This is a genomic window from Porphyrobacter sp. SLTP (assembly GCF_009905735.1).
GTDB lineage: Bacteria > Pseudomonadota > Alphaproteobacteria > Sphingomonadales > Sphingomonadaceae > Erythrobacter.
In genome coordinates this window covers 43,784-64,160 of the sequence record NZ_JAAALE010000016.1, presented here as the reverse complement: position 1 = coordinate 64,160, position 20,377 = coordinate 43,784, and the positions used below count along the sequence as shown (strand labels likewise).

Below are 20,377 nucleotides of genomic sequence, written 5' to 3'. Positions count from 1 at the left end.
TGGCGGCGGGGGCGGGGGCAGGGCCGCGACAGGAACGCTGCCGACCAGCAACGCGCAAGCAAGCCGGATTTTCACGCTCAATCCTTCACATACTTCTGAAATGACTTGCGCAGCTTCATCAGCTTGGGCGGGATCACCGCGAGGCAATAGGGATTGCGCTGGCCTTCGCCGTCCCAATATTCCTGATGATAGTCCTCAGCCGGATACCACGCCGCGGTCTGCTCGCCGCCCGAGAGCCCTTCGATCGTCGTCACCGCCAGCTTGCCATTCTCCGCGTTCCAGCGCGCAATCGCGGCTTCGGCTTCGGCGCCCTGCGCGTCTGACAGCGGGAAGATCGCGCTGCGATACTGAGTCCCGATGTCGTTCCCCTGACGGTTCAGCTGCGTCGGATCATGCGTGCCAAGGAACACGTCGTAAATCTGCGGCAGGCCGATCACATCCGTATCGAAGGTGACGCGAATCCCCTCGGCGTGGCCGGTCGTGCCGGTGCAGACTTCCTTGTAGGTCGGGTTGGGCTTGGTCCCGCCAATATAGCCGCTTTCGACCATCGTGACGCCCACCACATCGCGGAACACCGCCTCGGTGCACCAGAAGCAGCCGCCTGCGATGATTACCGTGTCCAAGTTGCTCATCGAAATCTCCATTGGTATTGGCCACAAATAGGCTAGCAAGCGGCAATTGCCATGTGCTGGCGAGCGAAATTTCCACCTCCGGAGAGAGACCCCATGAAGAAACTGATCCTTGTCGCCGCTGCGAGCGCGCTTGCCGTGGCGGCCCCGCTGCTGGCCCACCAGCACATGAACCATGCCGAGCACGGCGATGCCCACGTCCTCGATACCGCCGCCTTCAACAAAATGCATGGCGAGGCCGTGTCGGGCGCGCTCAACCACCCGACCCGCGCCGAAGACAAGGTGCGTGACGTGCACCGTCACCCCGCCGAAGTGCTCGCCTTCTTCCATGTCGGCCCGCACATGAAGGTCGGCGAATATTCGCCCGGCGGTGGCTGGTATTCGCGCCTGCTCGGCCATTATCTGGGCGGTGAAGGGCAGTTGGTCGGCCTTTACAGCAATCCGCTGACTGCCACCCCCGATCCGGCCCGCCAGCAGCGTATCCGCGATGCTGCGGCTGGCTTCGGCGCGGAAGTGGCGGGCTACACCGGGCTGCCGGCGGAGAAGTTCAGCGGGTTGACGCTCGACAAGGCCGCCGAGCAGAAGGGCACCTTCGACCGCATCCTCGTGATCCGCGCGCTGCACGGCCCGACCCGTGCCGGGATCGCCGATACCGAAATCCGGGCGATGCGCGAATTGCTCAAGGATGATGGCCTGATCGGGATCGTCCAGCACCGCGCCAAGGCCGATGCGCCGTGGTCCTATGCTAATGGCACCAAGGGCTACATGAAGCAGCAGGACGTGATCGACTTCATGCGCCTCAACGGCTTTGAACTCCTCACCTCGAGCGAGGTCAACGCCAATCCCAAGGACACGGCCGATCACCCCGAAGGTGTGTGGGAAATGCCCCCGACGCTGGCGACCAAGCGCGAAGACCTGAAGGACAAGGGCGAAAGCGACCGGATGACGCTGCTCTTCAAGAAGTCCAAGTAATGCGGTAGGGGCGGCGGCATGACCGCTATCACTGTCGCCGCCCTACAGCTTGCCCTCGGCTCGGATGACGAAGCCGCGAATATCGCTGCCGTCTCAGCCTTGGTCGAGGAGGCAGCAGCGCAAGGCGCGCAGCTGATCCTGCCGCCCGAACTGTTCTCCGGGCCCTATTTCTGCCGCGAGGAAGATGAGGCGCTGTTCGCCCTCGCCCGCCCGACGCTCCAGCATCCCAGTGTGATCGCCATGCGCGAACTCGCCGCGAAACTGAAAGTGACGATCCCCACCAGCTTCTTCGAGCGCGACGGGCATCACTATTACAACACCCTCGCGATGATCGGCCCCGATGGCGCGGTGCAGGGCACCTATCGCAAGAGCCACATCCCCGATGGGCCGGGCTATGAGGAAAAGTACTATTTCCGCCCCGGCAATGACGGCTTCAAGGTGTGGGACGTGCCGGGCGAGAATGGCGCGCTGGTCAAGGTCGGCGTCGGAATCTGCTGGGACCAGTGGTATCCCGAATGCGCGCGCGTCATGGCGCTGATGGGGGCGGAGGTGCTGCTGTATCCGACCGCGATCGGTTCGGAGCCCTATGACGCGGACCTCGACACCAGCCGGATGTGGCGGCGCGCGATGATCGGTCATTCGGTGTCGAACTGCATGCCGGTGATCGCCGCCAACCGCATCGGTTCGGAAGGACCGGATGGCGGGGCACAGAACTTCTATGGTCACTCCTTCATTACCGATGAATGGGGCGACTATCTCGCCGAATATGGCGCGAGCGAAACCGGCGTACTGATCGCCCGGCTCGATCTGGCGCAGGCGGCGAAGCACCGCGCCGGCATGGGCTTCTTCCGCGACCGCCGCCCGCAGCTCTACGGCCGGATCGCGCAGGACATTTGAAGGGGTGTCCAGCACCTATCTGATCGCGCTGGGGAGCAACCGGCGGCACCATCTCTATGGTCGCCCGCAGGACGTGGTGCTGGCAGCGATGGAAGAATGCGCCGCCTTTGGCACTGTCACTGCTCGTGCACCGGTGATCGCGACCGCACCGATAGGCGCGGCGCAGCGGCGCTTTGCCAATGGGGCACTGGTGCTTTCGAGCGAGCTTACCCCCACCGCGCTGCTCGCGGCGTTGAAGCATACCGAGCGCGCTTTCGGTCGGCGACCCGGCCAGCGTTGGGGCGATCGGGTGCTGGACTGCGATATCATTCTGTGGAGCGGCGGCGTGTGGCGCTCTGTGGACCTCAAAATCCCCCACCCGGCCTTTGCGCAGCGGCGCTTCGTGCTGGACCCGGCGTGCACCATCGCCCCCGACTGGCGCGATCCGCTCAGCGGTTTAACTCTCGCCCAAGCCCAAGCCCGCTTGACCCGCCCGCGCCCCCTGCCTAGGTGAGCGCCCTTGTCGCCACAGGCGACGCGGCGAAGCCGTCAGCGTGGACCCGTAGCTCAGTTGGTAGAGCAACGGACTTTTAATCTGTAGGTCTCGGGTTCGAGCCCCGACGGGTCCACCATTTTTGTTTGCGCGCGCCCTCCGGGCTGCGAAATCCTCGGCCCTTTGGGCCGTTCCGGTGCTTAGCGAGAGGTTGGTGGGGTGGCCCCTCAGCCTTCCTTCTTCCGGTCCAGCCAGCGGGCCGCCTGAACGCCGCCGGTGATCAGGAACGGGACCAGCACCAGGCTCAGGAACACTTTCGCCAGCACTTGGCCGATCATCAGGTCGGTGATGTCGAACTCGCCGTAGAACGCCAAGGTGATGAAAATCACCGAATCGACTGCTTGGGACAGTGCCGAGGCGATGGCGCCGCGCACCATCAGGCCCAGCGTCGTCTCGGCCCCGCTCCCGCGCAACCGGTCGAAGATCCAGATGTTGAGCAGCAGCGAGGTGATGTAGGACGCAGGGCCCGCCATCCACACCCGCCAGGTCGAACGGTGCACCCGCTCAAACGCGGCGAGATCATCGGGGCGGAAGGCGATCATCTCGGACGAGGCGGGCAGGGCCAGCACCAGCCACATCAGAAGCGCCGACAGCCCTAGCGGGAAGAAGCCCCACCACACGATCCGTTGTGCCATCGCACGTCCGTAAAGCTGCGACAGCGTGCTGGAGATCACGACTAGCAGCAGGAACGGGAAGATCCCGCTCTCGACCGCTAGGTTCGTTGGCCACAATTGCACCTGCTTGAACGCCAGCACTCCGGCCAGCACCGTCATCCCGCCATACAGCAGCGTAAAGACGAACAGCCCCAACGGCATGTTGATCGTGGGCGAGGGCGCGGCGGCGGGTGCGGGATCGGTTTGGTCCATTACCCGAGTGCTAGCCAGCACCGCGACAAAAGAAAAGCGGCGCGCACCGGCCTGTCACCCGTGCTTTGCGACCGGTTAGCCTCAGCCTCCCGCGCTTCCCCGCTTGCAACGCCGCGCGCAAACTGCCACGCCAAGTCCCGCTGCGCGCAAGAGAGGCGTTCTTGCGGGCTTCAGGGGTCTAACGCTTCCGACATGAAGAAGGGCAATTTGCTGCCGTGAACGAGAGTATCACGTCCATCCTGCTGAGCCTTGCAGGCGTGCTCGCCATTCTTGGTATTGCCTTTGCGTTGTCGACGGCGCGGCGCAGGATCAACCTGCGCGTGGTCGGTTCGGCCTTTGCGTTGCAGGCGGTCACCGCGCTGATCGTGCTGCGCACCGACACCGGCGTCGCCGTGATCGGGGGACTCTCGCAAGGCGTGATCGCGCTGCTCGATTTCTCCAAGGTCGGGATCACATCAGTGTTCGGCCCGATGGAGACCAACCCCTTCGCCAACACCTTCGTGATCGCCGCGCTGCCGGTGATCGTGTTCTTCGCAGCGATTGTCTCGATCCTCTATCACCTCGGCATCATGCAGCGGCTGGTGCGCTGGGTGGGCGGGGCGATCGGCTTTGTCACCGGCATCAGCAAGGTCGAAGCCTTGGGCGCGGCCGCCAACATTTTCGTCGGCCAGTCCGAAAGCCCGCTGGTGGTGCGGCCCTATCTGGCGGCGCTTTCGCCGTCGGGCCTGTTCACGCTGATGAGCGTCGGGATGGCGGGCGTGGCGGGGACGATCCTTGCCGCCTATGCGAGCTTTATCGGTGAGGATGCCGTGCCCTTCCTGCTGGCGGCGGCGTTCATGTCGGCGCCGGGCGGGATTTTGATGGCCAAGATCATGATGCCGGATGACGCCACACTCGCCGCCGGGCGCGATCAAAGCGTAGCGGCCAGTGCCGGGGCCAACACGCTGGCCGAGGCGACCCGCGTCGTCATGTATGACGAGAACGGGCAGCAGGTCGAACTCCCCCAAGCGCGGATCAGCGCGGTCGGCCCGGCCTCTCTGGTAGAAGGCGGCGCCAAGGCTGACGAGGTGAGCGCGGCGGAAACCTTCGAGGAAGGCCAGCGCCCCGCCAATATCATCGAAGCCGCAGCGCAAGGCACCCAGACCGGCGTGAAGCTGGCCGTGGCAGTGGGCGCGATGGTGATGGTGTTTGTCGCACTGGTGGCGCTCGCCAACGGGATGCTTGCCGGGATCGGCGGCGGGATCGTGAACCTTGCAAACGGTATCGGCGCGCCGCTCAGCCCCGAGGTTGCCACCTGGCTGCAAGGCATCAGCTTCCAGCAATTGCTCGGCTATGTGTTCGCGCCCGTGATGTTCCTGATCGGCATTTCCGATTGGGATCAGGCGCGAATTGCGGGCGGATTGTTCGGTACCAAGATCGTGCTCAACGAATTCGTCGCCTTCATCGATCTAGGCAAGATGCAGGGCGCTGAGCTGACCGAGCGCAGCCGTGCGATCATCACCTTTGCGCTGTGCGGCTTTGCCAATTTCTCGTCGATCGCGATTCAGATGGCGGTGACGGGCGGCCTCGCCCCGAACCAACGCCCGGTGATTGCGCGGTTGGGGCTGCGGGCGCTCGCCGCGGGGAGTCTCGCCAACCTGATGAGCGCCGCGCTGGCGAGCCTGTTCCTGCCTTATTGAGCGCTGCGCGAAGGGCTTGGCAGGCGCGGTGCCCCGCGTGTAAGGGGCCGGGCATGATCAATATTGCTTCCGTCTCGCTGACCCAGCCGCTCGAAACCATCGCTGACGAGTTGGGGCGCAGCTTTGGCGAATATGGCTTTGCTGTGGTGCGCGATCACGGCATTCCCCAGTCCCTGATCGCAGAGGCCGAGGCGGTCTCGAAGGCGTTCTTCGCGCTGCCCGATGCGGTCAAGCGCGCCTACAAGATCGAAGGCGGCGGCGGGGCGCGGGGCTACACCCCGTTCGGCACCGAAAAGGCCAAGGACGCCGAGGTGTTTGACCTCAAGGAATTCTGGCACGTCGGCCGTGATCTGCCCGAAGGCCACCCGCTGGCAGAATTCATGGCCCCCAACGTATGGCCGACCGAGGTCGAAGGCTTCCGCGAAACGATGAGCGCGCTCTTCGCCGCGTTCGAAGTGGCCGGTGGCCGCGTGTTGGAAGCGATCGCGCTCCACCTTGGCCGCCCGCGCAATTTCTTCGCGGCCAGCGTCGAGGATGGCAATTCGGTGATGCGTCTGCTGCATTATCCGCCGCTGGGCGAGGGCGCACCGGAAGGCGCGATCCGCGCTGCCGGGCATGAAGACATCAACACCATCACCTTGCTGCTCGGCGCCGAGGAAGCGGGGCTTGAGCTGCTGACCAAGGCGGGCGAATGGCACGCGGTCGATGTGCCGCCGGGCGCGCTGGTGATCAATGTCGGCGACATGTTGCAGCGCCAGACCAACGGCAAGCTGCGCTCGACCACGCACCGGGTGGTCAATCCGCGCGGCGAGGCTTCGCGGCGGGCACGGTATTCGATGCCGTTCTTCCTGCATTTCCGGCCCGATTTCCTGATCGAGCCACTACCGGAATGCGTTGCTGCCGATGCGGCGAATCCCCCGCCGGAGCCGATCACTGCGCATGATTACCTCATGCAGCGCCTGCGTGAGATCAACCTCGCCTGATCCCGGCTGAAGGGGCGATTTTTCGTCCCATTGATTGGCCTCAAGAAATTCCCTGCGGGCGTTGCTGCGATGCAACACTCAGGTATGGAACTCGCGCTAAACCTACACTTTTCTGGCGTTCGGCGAGACTCGCCTTATGGATTCGCCGCGCCGGGGTGAGGCGTTTCATCAAACTGTCACAGAACAGTCGCTTTGCCGCAAGCGTTCAGGCCTAGGGCAGGTCGCATTACGTTTCGATCACCTCTTCATCTCCACCGTTAACAGGGGCTTTTACCCATGAAGCTTAAGTATCTCCTTGCGGCGAGCATCGTCAGCCTTGCTGCGACCACCACCATCGCCACGCCGGCGTTTGCGCAGGAAACCACCTCGTCCGTTCGCGGCGATGTTGTTGACCAGAACGGCAACCCGATCGTCGGCGCCACCGTGGTCGTAACCCACGTTCCCTCGGGCACCAAGTCGACCCAGACCACCGATGCTGCGGGTGGATTCAACGCTGCCGGTCTGCGTATTGGCGGCCCTGTCACCGTCGAAGTGACCGCTGACGGCTTCGAAACCGCCTCGCAGGAAATCGGCTTCCTCAATGCCGGTCAGGCCCAGCGTATCAGTGTTGCTCTGGCCGAGGTGGGCCAGACCATCGTGGTCACCGGCTCACGCACCCGTTCGTCAATCTCGCTCGGCACTGGCGCTGCCACCGTGTTGAGCGCCAACGACATTGCTGGCGTTGCCAACGTCAACCGCGACATCCGCAATCTTGCTGCGCGCGATCCGCTGGTGACGCTCGACGCCACTAACAACGGCGCGATCAGCATTGCCGGACAGAACAACCGCTTCAACCGCTTCACCGTTGACGGTGTGGCCTTCGGCGATCCCTTCGGTCTGGAATCGGGCGGCCTCGTGTCGGCGCGCGGCCCCGTGCCGCTTGATGCGATTGGCGAATTCTCGGTCGAAACCGCGCCGGTCGATATCCAGCAGGGCTTCTTCCAGGGCGGTGCGATCAACACCCAGCTCAAGTCGGGTGGCAACAATTTCACCTTCATGGGCGCGGCGTTCTACCAGAACGAAGATCTGCGCGGCAGCAAGGCGGACAACCTCCGCCGCGTCGGCGCCTTCGATTCGCAAGTCTATGTGGCGCAGGTCACCGGTCCGATCATCAAGGACAAGCTGTTCTTCGCGGTTACCTATGAACGCACCCGTGACACGGTCCCGGCTGACGTTGATCCCTCGCAGCTTGGCATCACCGATGCCGAAATCGACTCGATCAGTGCCACGGCGCAAAGCGTTTACAACTACGACACGCTCGGCGTTGCAAACGACATCGTGGAGAAGGACGACAAGCTGATCACCAAGCTCGACTGGAACGTCGCTGATGGTCACCGTCTGACTGCCACCTACATCTGGAACGATTCGGCGCTGCTCGCCGGCCAGACCGGTACGGGCCAGCTTTCTGCCATCGGCAACGGCAACCCGACCTACAACCTGCTGTCGAACAACTACACGCAGGGTGCGATCAACCACTTCGGGATCGTACAGTCGAACAACCAGTGGTCGGACGACTTCTCGACCCAGCTGCGCGTGTCCTATGCCGATTACGTGCGACTTCAGCAGCCGATTGGCGGCACGACCTTCGGCCAGTTCCAGGTCTGTCTCGACCCGGTCAACCCGGCGACCGGCGTCGGCGCCGCGCCCGCAGTGTGCTCGGCCGGTCAGGAGCGCATCCAGTTCGGTCCGGACATCAGCCGTCAGGCGAACGAGCTCGACAGCCAGTCGCTGGCGGTTGAATTCGCTGCGACCTTGAAGGTGGAAAACCACACGCTCAAGCTGATTGCCGAGCGTCGTCGTCAGGATGTGCGCAACCTCTTCGCTCAGCGCGTTTCGGGTGCATGGCTGTTCGACAGCGTCGCCGACTTCGAAGCACGTCGTGCCAACGAACTCGACTACGCTGTGCCGTTGCTGGGCGGCCTCGACACCGTCACCGCCGAATTCCAGAACAACAGCTGGACCTTCGGCCTGATGGACACGATCGATGTGACCGACACGCTGACGGTTGTGGCAGGCGTGCGTTACGACCTGTTCGATTCGCCGGATCGTCCGTTCTTCAACGAGTTCTTCCTGCAGCGCTTCGGCTTTGCCAACACCGCGACCCTCAACGGGCGCGACCTGTTCCAGCCGCGCTTCGGCTTCAACTGGCAGCCGACCGATCGTCTTCAGGTCCGCGGTTCGGCGGGTCTGTTCGGCGGCGGCAACCCGCTGGTGTGGATCTCGAACAACTTCTCGAACCCGGGGCCGACGCTCCAGCGCGTGCGCGTGCGTCGTAATGCCAACGGCACTTTCTCGATCCCCGAGCAGTCGGTTCTCGGCCTTACCAACGCCCAGGTGCAGACCCTCGGCGCGGCGACCCTGAACAACGTTTCGGGCGGTGAAGGCGTGCCCCAGGAGCTGATCGACGCTGTGCGTCGGGCCGGTTTCCAGGGCGCACCGACCAACGCGCTTGATCCGAACTTCAAGGTGCCTTCGCAGTGGCGCTTCTCGGGCTCGGTCGACTATGAAGCCGATCTCGGCTTCCTGGGTGATGGCTGGCGCTTTGGCACCGACGTGATCTATTCGAAGACCAACGACGCGCTCGAGTGGGTTGACCTGCGCTCGGTCGCACAGACCGGCACGCTTCCCGATGGCCGTCCGCGCTACAACGTGCTGGCTGGCACCGCCGGTGAAAACACCGACATGCTGCTCACCAACACGGGCTTCGGCGAAAGCTGGAACATCGTGGCCCGCTTCGACAAGGACTTTGATTCGGGCTTCTTCCTGAGCGGTTCGTACACCTTCCAGGATGTGACCGATCAGAACCCGGGCACGTCGTCGGTGGCGTTCTCGAACTACCAGAACACGGCCTTCACCGATCCGAACTTTGCGGCTCAGGGTATCGCCAACTACCAGCGCGATCACCAGTTCCGCCTGGTTGCGGGCTATGACGCCGAGCTGTTCGGTGACAACAACACCCGCATCGAGTTCTTCTACAACCTGCGTTCGGGCCAGCGTTACAGCTACACCTTCAACGATCCCACCAACGGGCGTTCGGCGGTGTTCGGCGTCAACGGTCGCGGCAGCCGCGGTCTGCTCTACGTTCCCAACGTGAGCAGCATCACGGCCGACCCGCTGGTCACCTACGATTCGCAGGCGACCTTCGCGGCGTTCCAGAGCTTCGTGCAGAACTCGGAGCTCAACGCCTACCAGGGCCAGATCTCGGAAAAGAACATCGGCAAGACCCCGTGGGTGCACAAGCTGGACTTCTCGGTGCGTCAGGAAGTGCCGTTCGTCTTCGGCGGCAAGCTGGAGCTGATGGCCGATGTTGAGAACGTGCTGAACATGATCGACAAGGACTGGGGCACGATCCAGCAGGTCGGCTTCCCCTACACCGCCTCGTTGGTCAACGTGACCTGCCTCCAGACCGCAAACGGCGCGCCGGCTACCACACCGAGCCAGCCCTGTGCGCAGTACGGTTACTCGAGCTTCCGTGCGCCGAACGAAGCGACCAACATCAACGGTTCGCTGTGGGGCGTCCGCTTCGGGGTTCGCGTCCGCTTCTGATCGCCTGAGCGATTGCTGAAACACGAAGGGGCGGTCCGGCAACGGGCCGCCCTTTTGCGTTGGAGCGCCTCCATCGCCTATTGCTCCCAGTCTGCTATAGTTTGACCCTGCGGCTTGCGAGGACAACCGCATCCGGAATGGACCGAACGCGAGGACAGGCCACAGCCCATGCCCGACAACCGCACCTTCCAGACCCGTCCGCGGCGGCTCAGCTGGCCGCTGATCGCCGGGATCGTGCTGCTGCACCTGGCGGCGCTTTATGGTCTGGCCCGCGCGCTCGCCCCCGATTTCACCGCCTCGGTCGAGCGTGATGTGTTGTCGACCTTCACCGTCACCATCACAGCGCCGCCCGATCCGCCCCCGCCGCCGGACAATCGGTCCGAACCGGATGAGGGCGCGCAGGGTGATCCGGGGCGCGACGCGGTCGCTCAGCCGGTCACCAGTCCGCCGCCGCGCGTGCGGGTGAAACAGGACAGATCGCTGCCCCGCGCCGCATCGACCGGAACGGCGAACCAATCCGGCGCGGCGGTAGCGGGCGACGGCACGGGCGCCGCCGGTAGCGGAACCGGCACGGGCAGCGGGAACAGCGGCAGCGGGCGCGGCGGGGTCGCGGTGTCCAAGCCTGTCCACATCAGCGGCAGCATCGACAATGCGCGCGATTATCCTGTGCCGCCGGGAGGCCGCGCGGCGCGGCGCGGCACGCAGGTGATCGTCCGGGTGACCGTCGGCACGGATGGCCGCGCGCGGGGGTGTTCGGTCTATCGCCCGAGCCCCGATCCCGAAGCGGATCGCATCACCTGCCAGCTGGTCGAAGCGCGGCTCGGTTTCCGTCCAGCGACCGATGCCAGCGGCAATCCCGTGGCTGCGCCCTTCTATTGGCGCCAGCAGTGGTTTTGATCGGACAAGTTGCGGAATTGTAGACGGATTAGAGATGTTTCCGAACAACGAGTTGTTATAGGCTTGCCCAAACGAAGGGTATTCAAGTGACTGCGATCCATCCTGTGATCTTGTGCGGCGGCAGTGGCACGCGGCTGTGGCCGGTCAGCCGCAAGGCTTGTCCGAAGCCGTTCCTGCCGCTGGTGAGCGATGAGACGCTGTTCGAACAGGCCGTGCGCCGCGTGGCAGGCGATGATCGCTTTGCCGCCCCTATGGTGGTGGCAGGTGCGGCCCACGCCGATCTCATTCTCGCGCAGCTGGGGGATACGCCCGGCGCACGGCTGGTGATCGAACCGGCGGCCAAGAACACCGCCCCTGCCATCGCGCTCGCCGCGGCGTTGCTGCCGGAAGATGCGGTGATGCTGGTCTGCCCGAGCGACCACCATATCGCCGATAGCGCCGCCTTCCGCGCCGCCGCGCTAGCCGCAGCGGCACTGGCGCGCGAAGACTATCTCGTCAGCTTCGGCATCGCGGCGGATCGGCCCGAGACCGGCTATGGCTATCTGCGGCGCGGGGAGCCTCTCGCGGGCGGCTTTGCGATCCGCGAGTTCGTCGAAAAGCCCGATCGGGCGCGGGCCGAGGCCTATCTCGCCAGTGGGGAGTATAGCTGGAACGGCGGCATCTTCGCTTTCCGCGCCGGGCATCTGCTTGCCGAGCTCGCCGCGTACCGCCCGGAGATGGCGCGGCTCGTGCGCGAGGCCGTTGCCAGCGGCACGGATGATGGCCCGCGCTTCCATCCGGCGGCTGAACCTTTTGCCGCGATTGAGGGGGATTCGATCGACTACGCCGTCATGGAGAACACCGCTCGCGCCGCGATGGTGCCTGCCAGCATGGGCTGGTCTGACATCGGCAATTGGGCCGCGCTGGGCGAAGCTCTCGCGGGAGAAGCGGACGCGGCGGGCAATGTGGTGCGCGGCAGCGCCGATCTTGCCCAATGCAGCGGCGTCTTTGCCATGAGCGATGGCCCGCGCATTTCGGCGGTGGGCCTCACGGATGTCTGCATCATCGTCTCCGGCGGCGAGGTGCTGGTCACCACGCGGGACGGCGCGCAGGCGGTCGGCAAGCTGCCGGGAGCCGTCAACCAGTGACCGCCCGCCAGCTTTCCACCCGGATGGTCGACAAGGTCTGGGGCCGCGATGTCCTGCCCGCGCCCTTCGTGGCCCCGCCCGGGGCGCGGATCGGCGAGATCTGGTTCGAACCTCCGCCCGAAGTGCCGCAGGTGCTGGTGAAGTACCTCTTCACCTCCGAGAAGCTGTCGGTGCAGGTCCACCCTTCGGATGACACCGCCCAAGCGGGTGAAGCGGGAAAGGAGGAGTGCTGGCTGGTGCTCGACGCCGAACCGGACGCGCGTCTCGCCATCGGGTTCGAGCGCGACGTGACCCCTGAGGACATCGCAGCCGCCGCGCTGGACGGCACGATCGAGGCGCTGCTCACCTGGCACCCGGCGCGTGCGGGCGATCTGTTCTATCTCCCCGCTGGCACCGTCCATGCGATCGGCCCCGGCCTGTCGCTGGTCGAAGTCCAGCAGACGAGTGAGACCACCTTCCGCCTCTACGACTATGGCCGCCCACGCGAATTGCATCTCGATCGCGCGCTCGCAGTGGCCGACGGCGTGCCTTATGCCGCCGAGCACCGCCGCTCGATTGCCAGCGGCCCCGTGCTCGTCGACGGCCCGCATTTCCGGCTCGACCGGATCGAAGGCGCGCCCGATGCCACCACGCTTCATGCCTATCCCGGCTCGCTGCTGGTGCTGCCGCTTGCTGGCGAGGTGGCCGCACGCGATGGGTCAGCGCGGGCGCGGGCGGGGGAATGTCTGGTTGCGGACGACCTCGCCAGCTTGGACTTCAGCCAGGCCGAAGTGACGCTGCTGACCCGCGCGGCCTGAGCCTCAGGCGTCGGCCAGCAAGCGTTCGATTTCGGTCATCCCGTAGGGCTTGCGCAGCACCGCGGCCGCGCCCAGCCGCTCAAAGCTGCCTGCGCCTTCGGCATAGCCGGTCGCCAGCACGAAGCGCACACCGGCGGCGCGCAAGGCATCGGCAATCGGTTCGGAGGATTCACCGCCGAGGTTGAAGTCGATGATCGCGAAATCAGGCGGGCTGTCGGCAATCGCTGCCAAGGCGCCGGTGACCGAGCTTTCGAGCTGCACATCGCCCACGCCCAGACGCTTCAGGTTTTCCTCGGTGTCGAGCGCGATGATGATGCTGTCCTCGACCACCAGCACGCGCCCCGGCTGGCTGGCGGCGGAGGGTGACGCAGGACTGCGCTGCGGCTCTGGCGAGCGCGAAGGGAGGGTGCGGGCGGCACCGTCGGGTGCGGCGAGATAGCGCGCGGGGACGAGGAAATCCGCTTCGACCCCGGCCAGCTTGTAGCGCACATCGGCCTCACCGCCGAGATCATGCGGGACCGAGCGGTTGATGATGGTCGATCCGAAGCCCGACCGGGTCGGCGCTGTCACGGGCGGGCCGCCCGCCTCGCGCCAGCGCAGCAACAGATCGCCAAAGGCGGTGCGCGCGAGGGTTACCTCGACCGATCCGGCGCGGGCCGACAGGCTGCCATACTTGGCCGAATTGGTCGCGAGTTCATGCACGACCAGCGCGAGGATGGTGTAGGCTTCGGGCGCGACCAGCACGTCATCCCCCACCACACCGAACCGCGCGCGGTCCGCACCGCAATAGGGTGCCAGCTCCGCCTCGATCAGGCGCATCAGGCTGGCCGGTCCCCAGTTCTTGGCGGTGATATTGTCATGTGCGGCGGCTAGCGCAGCGATCCGACCGCCGATGATCGCGGCGAACCCGGGCACCGAAAGCGCCTCGGCCTGCGATTGCGCCACCAGCGCGCGGATCAGGCCGAGGATGTTGCGCACGCGGTGGTTGAGCTCGGCGATCAGCAGGTCCTGTTGTTCGGCCGCCCGGGCACGCTCGCGGGTCAGATCCTCGCTCATGCGCAGGATCACCTCGATCAGCGTGCGGCGCAGCCTTGCGGCGATTTCGCATTCGTCGGCGCTCCAGTCGGCGCTGTGGCCGCGCACGGTTTCGGCCCAGGCGGCAAAGCTGGAACGCGGCTGGAGCAACGCACCGGGAGTCGCTGCCGCCTTGGTCGGATCACCGGCCCAGGTCACCACCCGGTCGAGCGGGCGGCGCCACAGCACCAGCGAATCGCGTGTCCCGCGCGACAGCGGCAGCACCAGCGCGCCCGCCGCGCGGTGAGCGAAACCGGCGGCTTCGGGGATCTGGTCGGCCAGCCGCGTGCTCGAATGGGTCGCCCCGCCCAGCGTGCTGGCGAGCAGCGGCGCGATGGCGCGGAATTCGGCTTCACTGGGCGCTTCGCCGCTGGCGCGATATTCGCCATCGGCGAACAGCGAGATGCCATCATGCTGGATTGTGCCGCGCAGCAGCTCCTTGATCATCGGCAGGCTGTCAGCCAGCGTCACGCCGCCTGCCAACCGCAGCAGCAGCCGGTCGTTCAACTGCCGCGCGCGTTCCCGCAAAGCCTCGGCCTGCGCCACCAGAATACGGTCGAGCATCAGCGAGAAGGTCTGGCTCAGCAGCTCTGCCACGGTGCGCAGCGAGTAGGGCGGCAGGCGCGCTTCGCGGTGGTGGCACGAAATCATGCCCCACAATCGGTCATGCCGGACGATCGCAATCGCCAGTGACGCGCCCACGCCCATGTTGCGCATATAGGCGAGGTGCATCTTGGAGTGGGAGCGCAGCATCGACATCGACAGATCGAGCGGGATGTCGTCCGGGCCCATAGCGGGGAGGATCGGGACGGGCTCCGAATCCATGTCGGCGATGATGCGGAAGCGGTTGCGGCGGAACAGTTCGCGCGCTTGCTGCGGGATGTCGGCGGCGGGGTAGCGCAGGCCCTTGAAGGGTTCGAGCGCCTCGTCGCGGTCCTCGGCGATCACCTCGCCGCTTTCGTCGGGGTGGAAGCGGTAGATCATCACCCGGTCATAGCCGGTCATCTGCCGCACCAGCCGCGCGGCGGTGTCGCACAGGGCGGCGACGGTCGCAGCCTGTTCAAGCTGGGCAATTACGGGGACGATCATGCTGACATGGTCGGCAAAATCATTGCGGGCGTGGTGTTCGAACTCGATCACCCGCAGGCTACCGCTGACATGCACCGCGCAGTCGAACTGCTGGCCCTTGCCCGTCAAATCAAGCCCGAAGCGGCGCTCAAGAGTGTCGACCCCGGTGAGACCGGCGAAGGCCTGATCGAGGGTTGCCAGAGCGTCAGGCGCGATGATCGCGGCCAGCGTGGTGCCGGGGGCGGGGCGGTCTGCCAGCCCGAGCAGATCGGCGATATTGGCGGAGGCCTGCACCATCCGGCCGTGCGGATCGGCGGCGATCAGCCCGCCGAAGTTCTGGACCGCAGCAATATGGTGGATCGCCTCACGGTCACACTCGGAGAGCGTGTCGTTGCGCTGGTGCAGGTTCATGCGGGGAGGCTTTCCGGCGCGCGACCATGCTCTGCAACGGCGAGGAAATGGGCGAAGACTGCTTCGGCGGCGCGGGTCGCACCCTCGGCTTCGTCCGGTTCGGCAGGTCGTTCGATCCGGGCGCGAAGCCCTTGCCAGAACGCCATCATCGTGTCGTCACCGAGGAAAGCGGTCGGCCATTCGCCGCCGCTGATCCGGGCCACCTGCTTGGCAATCGCCCGGTTGCCGAGCGCCGATCCGGCCAGCACCCACGCCGTGCCGAGCACTTCGCCGGGCAAGGGGAAGGCTGGTGTCAGACCCGGCGCTGGCTCAGGCACGCCCAGCCCAAGCGCAGCCAGATCGCGGGCGAGCAGCGGCGTTTGCGGCGGAGGGGAAAGATCACCGGGCGCATGGCGCGCCAGCCAGTCTTCCAGCGGAACGCGTGCGGCGTATTGAAGCGCGAGGAAGCGGGCATAATCGGAGCGAGTCTGCCATCCGCTCGCGGCCTGCATGGCGTGATCGAGCAGGTCATGCGCGGCCATGGTGGCGGCGCGCAGGTGCGTTCTCAGGCTGTTGTCTGCCGCTGCACTATCCTTGACTGGTGCCATACCACCCGCCCTTTCCGCCCGAATCGGCCTCGCAGCCGAATTGCCCATCGTCCTCGGCATCTGACCCGAGTGTAAGGCAAATTGGGCAGTTAATTGTGTCCAATATTTATGACACAGGGCTTGTGGCTTGGCAATGGGAACCGGGTGGCCGAGGCCGGACCGTCAGGGGGCGAGCAGCCGCCCGCCTTCCTTCTTCACCGCCGCTTCCAACGGCCCTTTCATCACGCTGAGCAGCAGCGGCAGTTCCATCTCGATCACCACGTCGTGATCGCGCACTTCGACCATGCCGGGAATGGTCTGGCCGACCACCTGCGCGGTGATCGTCATGCGGTCTTCATTCGGCCAGTCGGTCGTCACCTTGGCGAGGCCCGGCGGAAAGAAGCTGCCGATCTCGTCCGCATGGGTGCGCATCCGGCGGCGCACTTCGTCTTTGGTGAGATCGTGGGGAAGGGTCACGCGCATGGCTCAGCGCTCCTGTTTGCTGGGAACGGCCGAGAAATCGGGGAGCGGCACGCCGGTATCGGGCATCCCGCCGCCGCCAGTCAGATCCTCCAGCGCCTCGGCCCCGCCATAGCGGTATTCGAGATAGCGGCTCTTGATCGCAAGATCATCGAGTGCACCTTCGGCCAGCCGCCGGGTGACGCGGTCCACCTCGCCCGACAGCTTGTCGAGGCTTTCGGTCAGCCGCATATCGGCGGTCTTGCCGGCATATTCCTCCGCGCGCAGATGCACCGGAACCTTGCGGTAGTTGTCGATCGTCTCGGGGATATATTCGCCCACCAGCTCGCGCACTTCCGCCATCGCCGGATGCGCGCCATCCAGTCCCTGCAATTGCAGCCCCAGCGCATCCAATTGCACGCCCAACCGGTCAATAATCGCCTGCGCGGGCGGCGGCAGGGCGGGGCGCTGGGATTCGAGCCATAGCTCGGTGCGGGCGACCATCTGCTGCGGGTTGCCTTGCTTTAACTCGGCGCGCTGCGGCACCTTTACCTTGGGAACCACCGCGAACATGGCAAAGATAAAGGCGGTGAGCGCAACGACGGTCATCACCCCCCAGAAGCCGATCCCGCCGATGATCGCTCCAGTGATCCCGACGCCCACATAAAGCGCCAGAAGCGCCAGCACGACATTACGCACCTTCTTGAGAAGAGCCTTCGTCTTCAGCTCGGCCGACCCACGCCCGATGCTTGCCCCGCGCAAGCCTGGCCGATGCGTCCCGCCATCGCGCTGCACCGCGAGGCTGGTTTTCGCCTCGCGCAGGATGCGGTCGCTCTCGCGGGTGGTGTCGGGCATTATTTATCCAGTGCCAGCAGCGAGGGCGTCTGCGAAGCGACCTTGGCCTGCGCCTGCGATTGCCCTTCGGCGCGCGCGATATAGCCCTTCGACTTCTCGACCTCGGCGGTCAGCACGGTCACGGTCTGCTTCATCGAGTCGAGCGCGCGGACCTTGAAATTGTCGACCTCATCCATCGTGTCATAGATGTTCTGGAAGGCGCGTTGCAGCGTTTCCAGCGGGATGGTGGCAGAGGCCGCCTGCTCGTGGATCTGCGCGGTCTGTTCGCGCAGCAGCGTGCTGGTCGAATCAATGATGTCGCTGGTGGTCTTGTTCAGCGCCGTGATCTGGCCGAGCACCAGCCGCTGGTTGGTCATCGCCTGCGCCACCGTCACCGCGGTGCGCAGCGCGCCCACAGTGGTCGTCGAAGCGCGGTCGACGCCCTTCACCAGTTCGACATTGTTCTTCTTGACCAGATCGAGCGCGAGGTAGCCCTGCACGCTCACCGCCATCTGGGTCAGCAGATCCTGCGTGCGCTGGCGGACATAGAACAGCGCGCTTTCCCGCAAGGCCTTGGCCTTGGCCGGATCGGAGCTGTCGAGTTCGAGCGCCTTCGCTTCCAGCCGCGCATCCAGCGTCTTGGCGATGTGGATCATCTGCTCCAGCTCGCCCATCGCCGCCCACAGCTTCTGCCGCTCGGTGTCGATGGCGGCATTGTCGAGGTGCAGTTCCTTCTTGCCGCTTTCCAGCCGCTGAAGGATCGAGGCGATGTGCCCCTGCGCGCTGGTGTAGCTGTCGAAGTAGTTCTTGATCTTGTTGCCGAAGGGAATGATCCCGAGGATCTTGCGCGGGCCCGACAGCTTGCCCTGCCGGCCCGGATCAAGCTCCTCAACCGTGCGGCGCAGTTCGGCCAGATCCTTGCCCACCGTGCCATCGCCATCCATCGCGCGCACCGGGCGATCGAGGAAGCGGTTCGACATGGCCGCGGCCGAGCGGATCTGCTCCTGCCCCATGCGGGTGATCTGATCGACCTTCTCGCCAAAGGCGGGCGAGTTGGCGTCGATCGTCACCAGTTCATTGACGAAGGCATCGACCTTGGTGTCGAGCTTGGACTTCTGCTCGGTGCTGACCGGCACAAGGCCCGCCGCCTGTTCGGGCGCGACCTGCGGCACCGGATCGGGCGGGGTCAGCGAGAAGGGGGTCGCGGTTGCCGTCTGCGTTTCGGTGCTCATGCCAATTCGTGCTCCCTCAAACCCGCGCCGCAGCGTCAGGGCAATCGCTACTGTATTAGTGATCTAAAACACGCCTTTCAAGCGGGCTTGATGATCGTAGGCCGGAATGGCCCCCCGCGTCCATCGCGCCGAGGGCCTCCCGCGTCAGGGTTTGCGTGGCAATCGCGGATGCTGCAAGCTATCGCTGGAAACAGGACACACGGCCAAGGGCTTCTCCATGAACGACACTTCCGGACCTGGCGTCTCGCCCGAAGCTGCCAGCGCTGCCACACGCCCGACCAATCTGCGCTCTCTTATCGGCGATCTGCGCGAGTGGTGGACGGTGCATGTCATCGGCCAGGTCGATCAGGCCGAAGTGACCGAGCGGCGCCGCGAAGACGGCAAGCTGTCCGAACACTACCTGTTCATGACCGCGATGGCGGGCGGGATCGCGATCCTTGGCTTGCTCTTGTCCTCGCCTGCCGTGGTGATCGGCGCGATGCTGCTGTCGCCGCTGATGGGGCCGATCATGGGGCTGGGCTTTGCGCTGGCGATTGGCGACTGGGCATGGCTCAAGCAATCGGTGCTGACACTGGTGATCGGCAGTGTGCTGGCGGTGCTGCTATGCGCGGTGCTGGTGTTCGTCTCGCCAATCCAGACCATCACGACTGAGATTGCCGCGCGCACCCGGCCCAATCTGTTTGACCTGTTCGTGGCGCTGTTTTCGGCGATGGCCGGAGCCTATGCGATGATCCGCGGGCGCGAGGGGGCCATCGTTGGCGTGGCGATTGCGACCGCCTTGATGCCGCCGCTCGCGGTGGTCGGCTTCGGTCTGGCGACCTGGAACTTCACGGTGTTTTCCGGCGCACTGCTGCTGTTTGTGACCAACTTCATCACCATTGCGCTGACCGCCTTCGGCATGGCCAAGCTTTACGGCTTCCGCGCCAAGCTGACCAAGGGCCAGTCGCAGGCGCAGAGCTTTGCAGTGCTCGTGGTGTTTGTCGCGCTGGCAATCCCGCTCGCCTTCTCGCTCAACCGGATCGCGTGGGAGACCAATGCCCAGCGCATCGTGCGCAGCGAAATTCGCGAGCAGTTCGACGGGCGTTCCCAGCTCGATCTGCTGGAGATCGACTTTGCCGCTGCGCCGGTCGGCATTCACGCGGTGGTGTTCACCCCGGTGCTGCGGCCCGAGATCGAACAGGCGGTGGCCGCCTCACTCGCCGAGCGGTTGGGGGAGACCGTCAAGCTCGACCTGGTGCAATACGAGGTCGGCACCAATGATTCAGCGGCGGAACGCGCGCAGCTTTCCGCCGCCCGCGCCCGCGAGGAGCGTGAGGCCTCGGCCCGGGCCGAGGCACTGGCGGAGCGGCTGTCGCTGGCGGCGGGAGTGCCAACGCGCGAAGTGCTGATCGACGAAGCCCGCCGCCGCGCGCTGGTGCGGGCCAAGCGTTTGGACGGCGCAAGCCTTGCGACCTACCGCGCGCTTGAAGCGCGGATTGCGGCCGGTGAGCCGGACTGGACCATCGAGCTGATCCCGCCTGCGGGCGCGCTCCCTGCCACGATCCCCTTCGAGGGCGGCGAGCCGACCGAGGCAGGGCAAGCCGCGCTCAATATCACCGGTTGGGCCGCCCAGCGGCTTGGCCGGGGCGTGGTTCTGGTCGGCCCCACGGGCGAGGCTGAAGCGGTGGCCAAGGCGCTGCGCGATCAGGGCGTCAGCGTGGAAACACGCCCGGGCGCAGGACCGCTGCGGGCGGGGTGGGATAGCGAGGAAGGGTAGGCGAGCCGCGTTT

The 20,377-nt window shown here is 65.4% G+C and carries 17 protein-coding genes and 1 tRNA gene; 11 read left to right on the top strand and 7 right to left on the bottom strand.

Going from position 1 to position 20,377, the window contains the following annotated elements:
- Window positions 1-77: 77 nt before the first annotated feature.
- Complete coding sequence (msrA, locus tag GVM20_RS13185) at window positions 78-632, bottom strand: peptide-methionine (S)-S-oxide reductase MsrA (RefSeq protein WP_166547650.1); 555 nt, start codon at window positions 630-632, stop codon at window positions 78-80.
- 93 nt (window positions 633-725) lie between these two features.
- Between msrA and GVM20_RS13180 the strand changes: the two genes are divergently transcribed.
- The 4 genes from GVM20_RS13180 (at window position 726) to GVM20_RS13165 (ending at window position 3,109) form a co-directional block, all read left to right on the top strand.
- Window positions 726-1,601 (top strand): class I SAM-dependent methyltransferase, encoded by an 876-nt coding sequence (locus GVM20_RS13180; protein WP_166547649.1) that lies wholly within the window; start codon window positions 726-728, stop codon window positions 1,599-1,601.
- Between the two features lie 18 nt (window positions 1,602-1,619).
- Window positions 1,620-2,498 carry an N-carbamoylputrescine amidase gene (gene aguB, locus GVM20_RS13175; protein ID WP_166547648.1) on the top strand — a complete coding sequence of 293 codons (879 nt, stop codon included), beginning with the start codon at window positions 1,620-1,622 and terminating at the stop codon, window positions 2,496-2,498.
- Window positions 2,499-2,502: 4 nt separating this feature from the next.
- A complete protein-coding gene (folK, locus tag GVM20_RS13170) occupies window positions 2,503-2,991 on the top strand; it encodes a 2-amino-4-hydroxy-6-hydroxymethyldihydropteridine diphosphokinase (protein WP_166547647.1) in 489 nt (162 codons plus the stop codon).
- Window positions 2,992-3,033: 42 nt separating this feature from the next.
- A tRNA-Lys gene (locus tag GVM20_RS13165) sits at window positions 3,034-3,109 on the top strand.
- 88 nt (window positions 3,110-3,197) lie between these two features.
- Here the strand turns inward: GVM20_RS13165 and GVM20_RS13160 are convergent.
- Entirely contained in the window at window positions 3,198-3,896 is a 699-nt protein-coding gene (locus tag GVM20_RS13160) for a queuosine precursor transporter (protein WP_166547646.1), read from the bottom strand.
- 215 nt (window positions 3,897-4,111) lie between these two features.
- Between GVM20_RS13160 and GVM20_RS13155 the strand changes: the two genes are divergently transcribed.
- From GVM20_RS13155 to GVM20_RS13130, 6 genes are all read left to right on the top strand, one after another.
- A complete protein-coding gene (locus GVM20_RS13155) occupies window positions 4,112-5,575 on the top strand; it encodes a NupC/NupG family nucleoside CNT transporter (protein WP_353653161.1) in 1,464 nt (487 codons plus the stop codon).
- 53 nt (window positions 5,576-5,628) lie between these two features.
- Complete coding sequence (locus tag GVM20_RS13150) at window positions 5,629-6,558, top strand: isopenicillin N synthase family dioxygenase (RefSeq protein WP_166547645.1); 930 nt, start codon at window positions 5,629-5,631, stop codon at window positions 6,556-6,558.
- Between the two features lie 276 nt (window positions 6,559-6,834).
- Window positions 6,835-10,143, top strand: coding sequence for a TonB-dependent receptor (locus GVM20_RS13145; protein ID WP_166547644.1), 3,309 nt, complete (start codon window positions 6,835-6,837; stop codon window positions 10,141-10,143).
- A gap of 168 nt (window positions 10,144-10,311) precedes the next feature.
- Window positions 10,312-11,040, top strand: a complete 729-nt coding sequence (locus tag GVM20_RS13140) for a TonB family protein (RefSeq protein ID WP_166547643.1) — start codon at window positions 10,312-10,314, stop codon at window positions 11,038-11,040.
- 86 nt (window positions 11,041-11,126) lie between these two features.
- Window positions 11,127-12,167, top strand: a complete 1,041-nt coding sequence (locus GVM20_RS13135) for a mannose-1-phosphate guanylyltransferase (protein ID WP_166547642.1) — start codon at window positions 11,127-11,129, stop codon at window positions 12,165-12,167.
- Window positions 12,168-12,190: 23 nt separating this feature from the next.
- Complete coding sequence (locus tag GVM20_RS13130) at window positions 12,191-12,964, top strand: class I mannose-6-phosphate isomerase (protein ID WP_166547654.1); 774 nt, start codon at window positions 12,191-12,193, stop codon at window positions 12,962-12,964.
- 3 nt (window positions 12,965-12,967) lie between these two features.
- On the opposite strand, the gene GVM20_RS13125 is transcribed toward GVM20_RS13130, so the two are convergent.
- The 5 genes from GVM20_RS13125 to GVM20_RS13105 form a co-directional block, all read right to left on the bottom strand.
- Window positions 12,968-15,517 (bottom strand): HWE histidine kinase domain-containing protein, encoded by a 2,550-nt coding sequence (locus GVM20_RS13125; protein ID WP_166547641.1) that lies wholly within the window; start codon window positions 15,515-15,517, stop codon window positions 12,968-12,970.
- Window positions 15,514-16,104, bottom strand: a complete 591-nt coding sequence (locus GVM20_RS13120) for a biliverdin-producing heme oxygenase (protein ID WP_166547640.1) — start codon at window positions 16,102-16,104, stop codon at window positions 15,514-15,516. Before GVM20_RS13120 ends, GVM20_RS13125 begins: the two co-directional genes overlap by 4 nt.
- A 162-nt stretch (window positions 16,105-16,266) precedes the next feature.
- On the bottom strand, window positions 16,267-16,566 hold the full coding sequence (locus GVM20_RS13115; RefSeq protein WP_166547639.1) for a polyhydroxyalkanoic acid system family protein: 300 nt from the start codon (window positions 16,564-16,566) through the stop codon (window positions 16,267-16,269).
- Window positions 16,567-16,569: 3 nt separating this feature from the next.
- Window positions 16,570-17,397, bottom strand: a complete 828-nt coding sequence (locus GVM20_RS13110; RefSeq protein ID WP_166547638.1) for a hypothetical protein — start codon at window positions 17,395-17,397, stop codon at window positions 16,570-16,572.
- Window positions 17,397-18,608, bottom strand: coding sequence for a toxic anion resistance protein (locus GVM20_RS13105; protein WP_166547637.1), 1,212 nt, complete (start codon window positions 18,606-18,608; stop codon window positions 17,397-17,399). The genes GVM20_RS13110 and GVM20_RS13105 overlap by 1 nt, the downstream gene beginning before the upstream one ends.
- Before the next feature lie 217 nt (window positions 18,609-18,825).
- Here GVM20_RS13105 and GVM20_RS13100 point away from each other — a divergent pair, with 217 nt between their 5' ends.
- Window positions 18,826-20,364, top strand: a complete 1,539-nt coding sequence (locus GVM20_RS13100) for a TIGR00341 family protein (RefSeq protein ID WP_166547636.1) — start codon at window positions 18,826-18,828, stop codon at window positions 20,362-20,364.
- The last annotated feature ends 13 nt before the right edge of the window (window positions 20,365-20,377 follow it).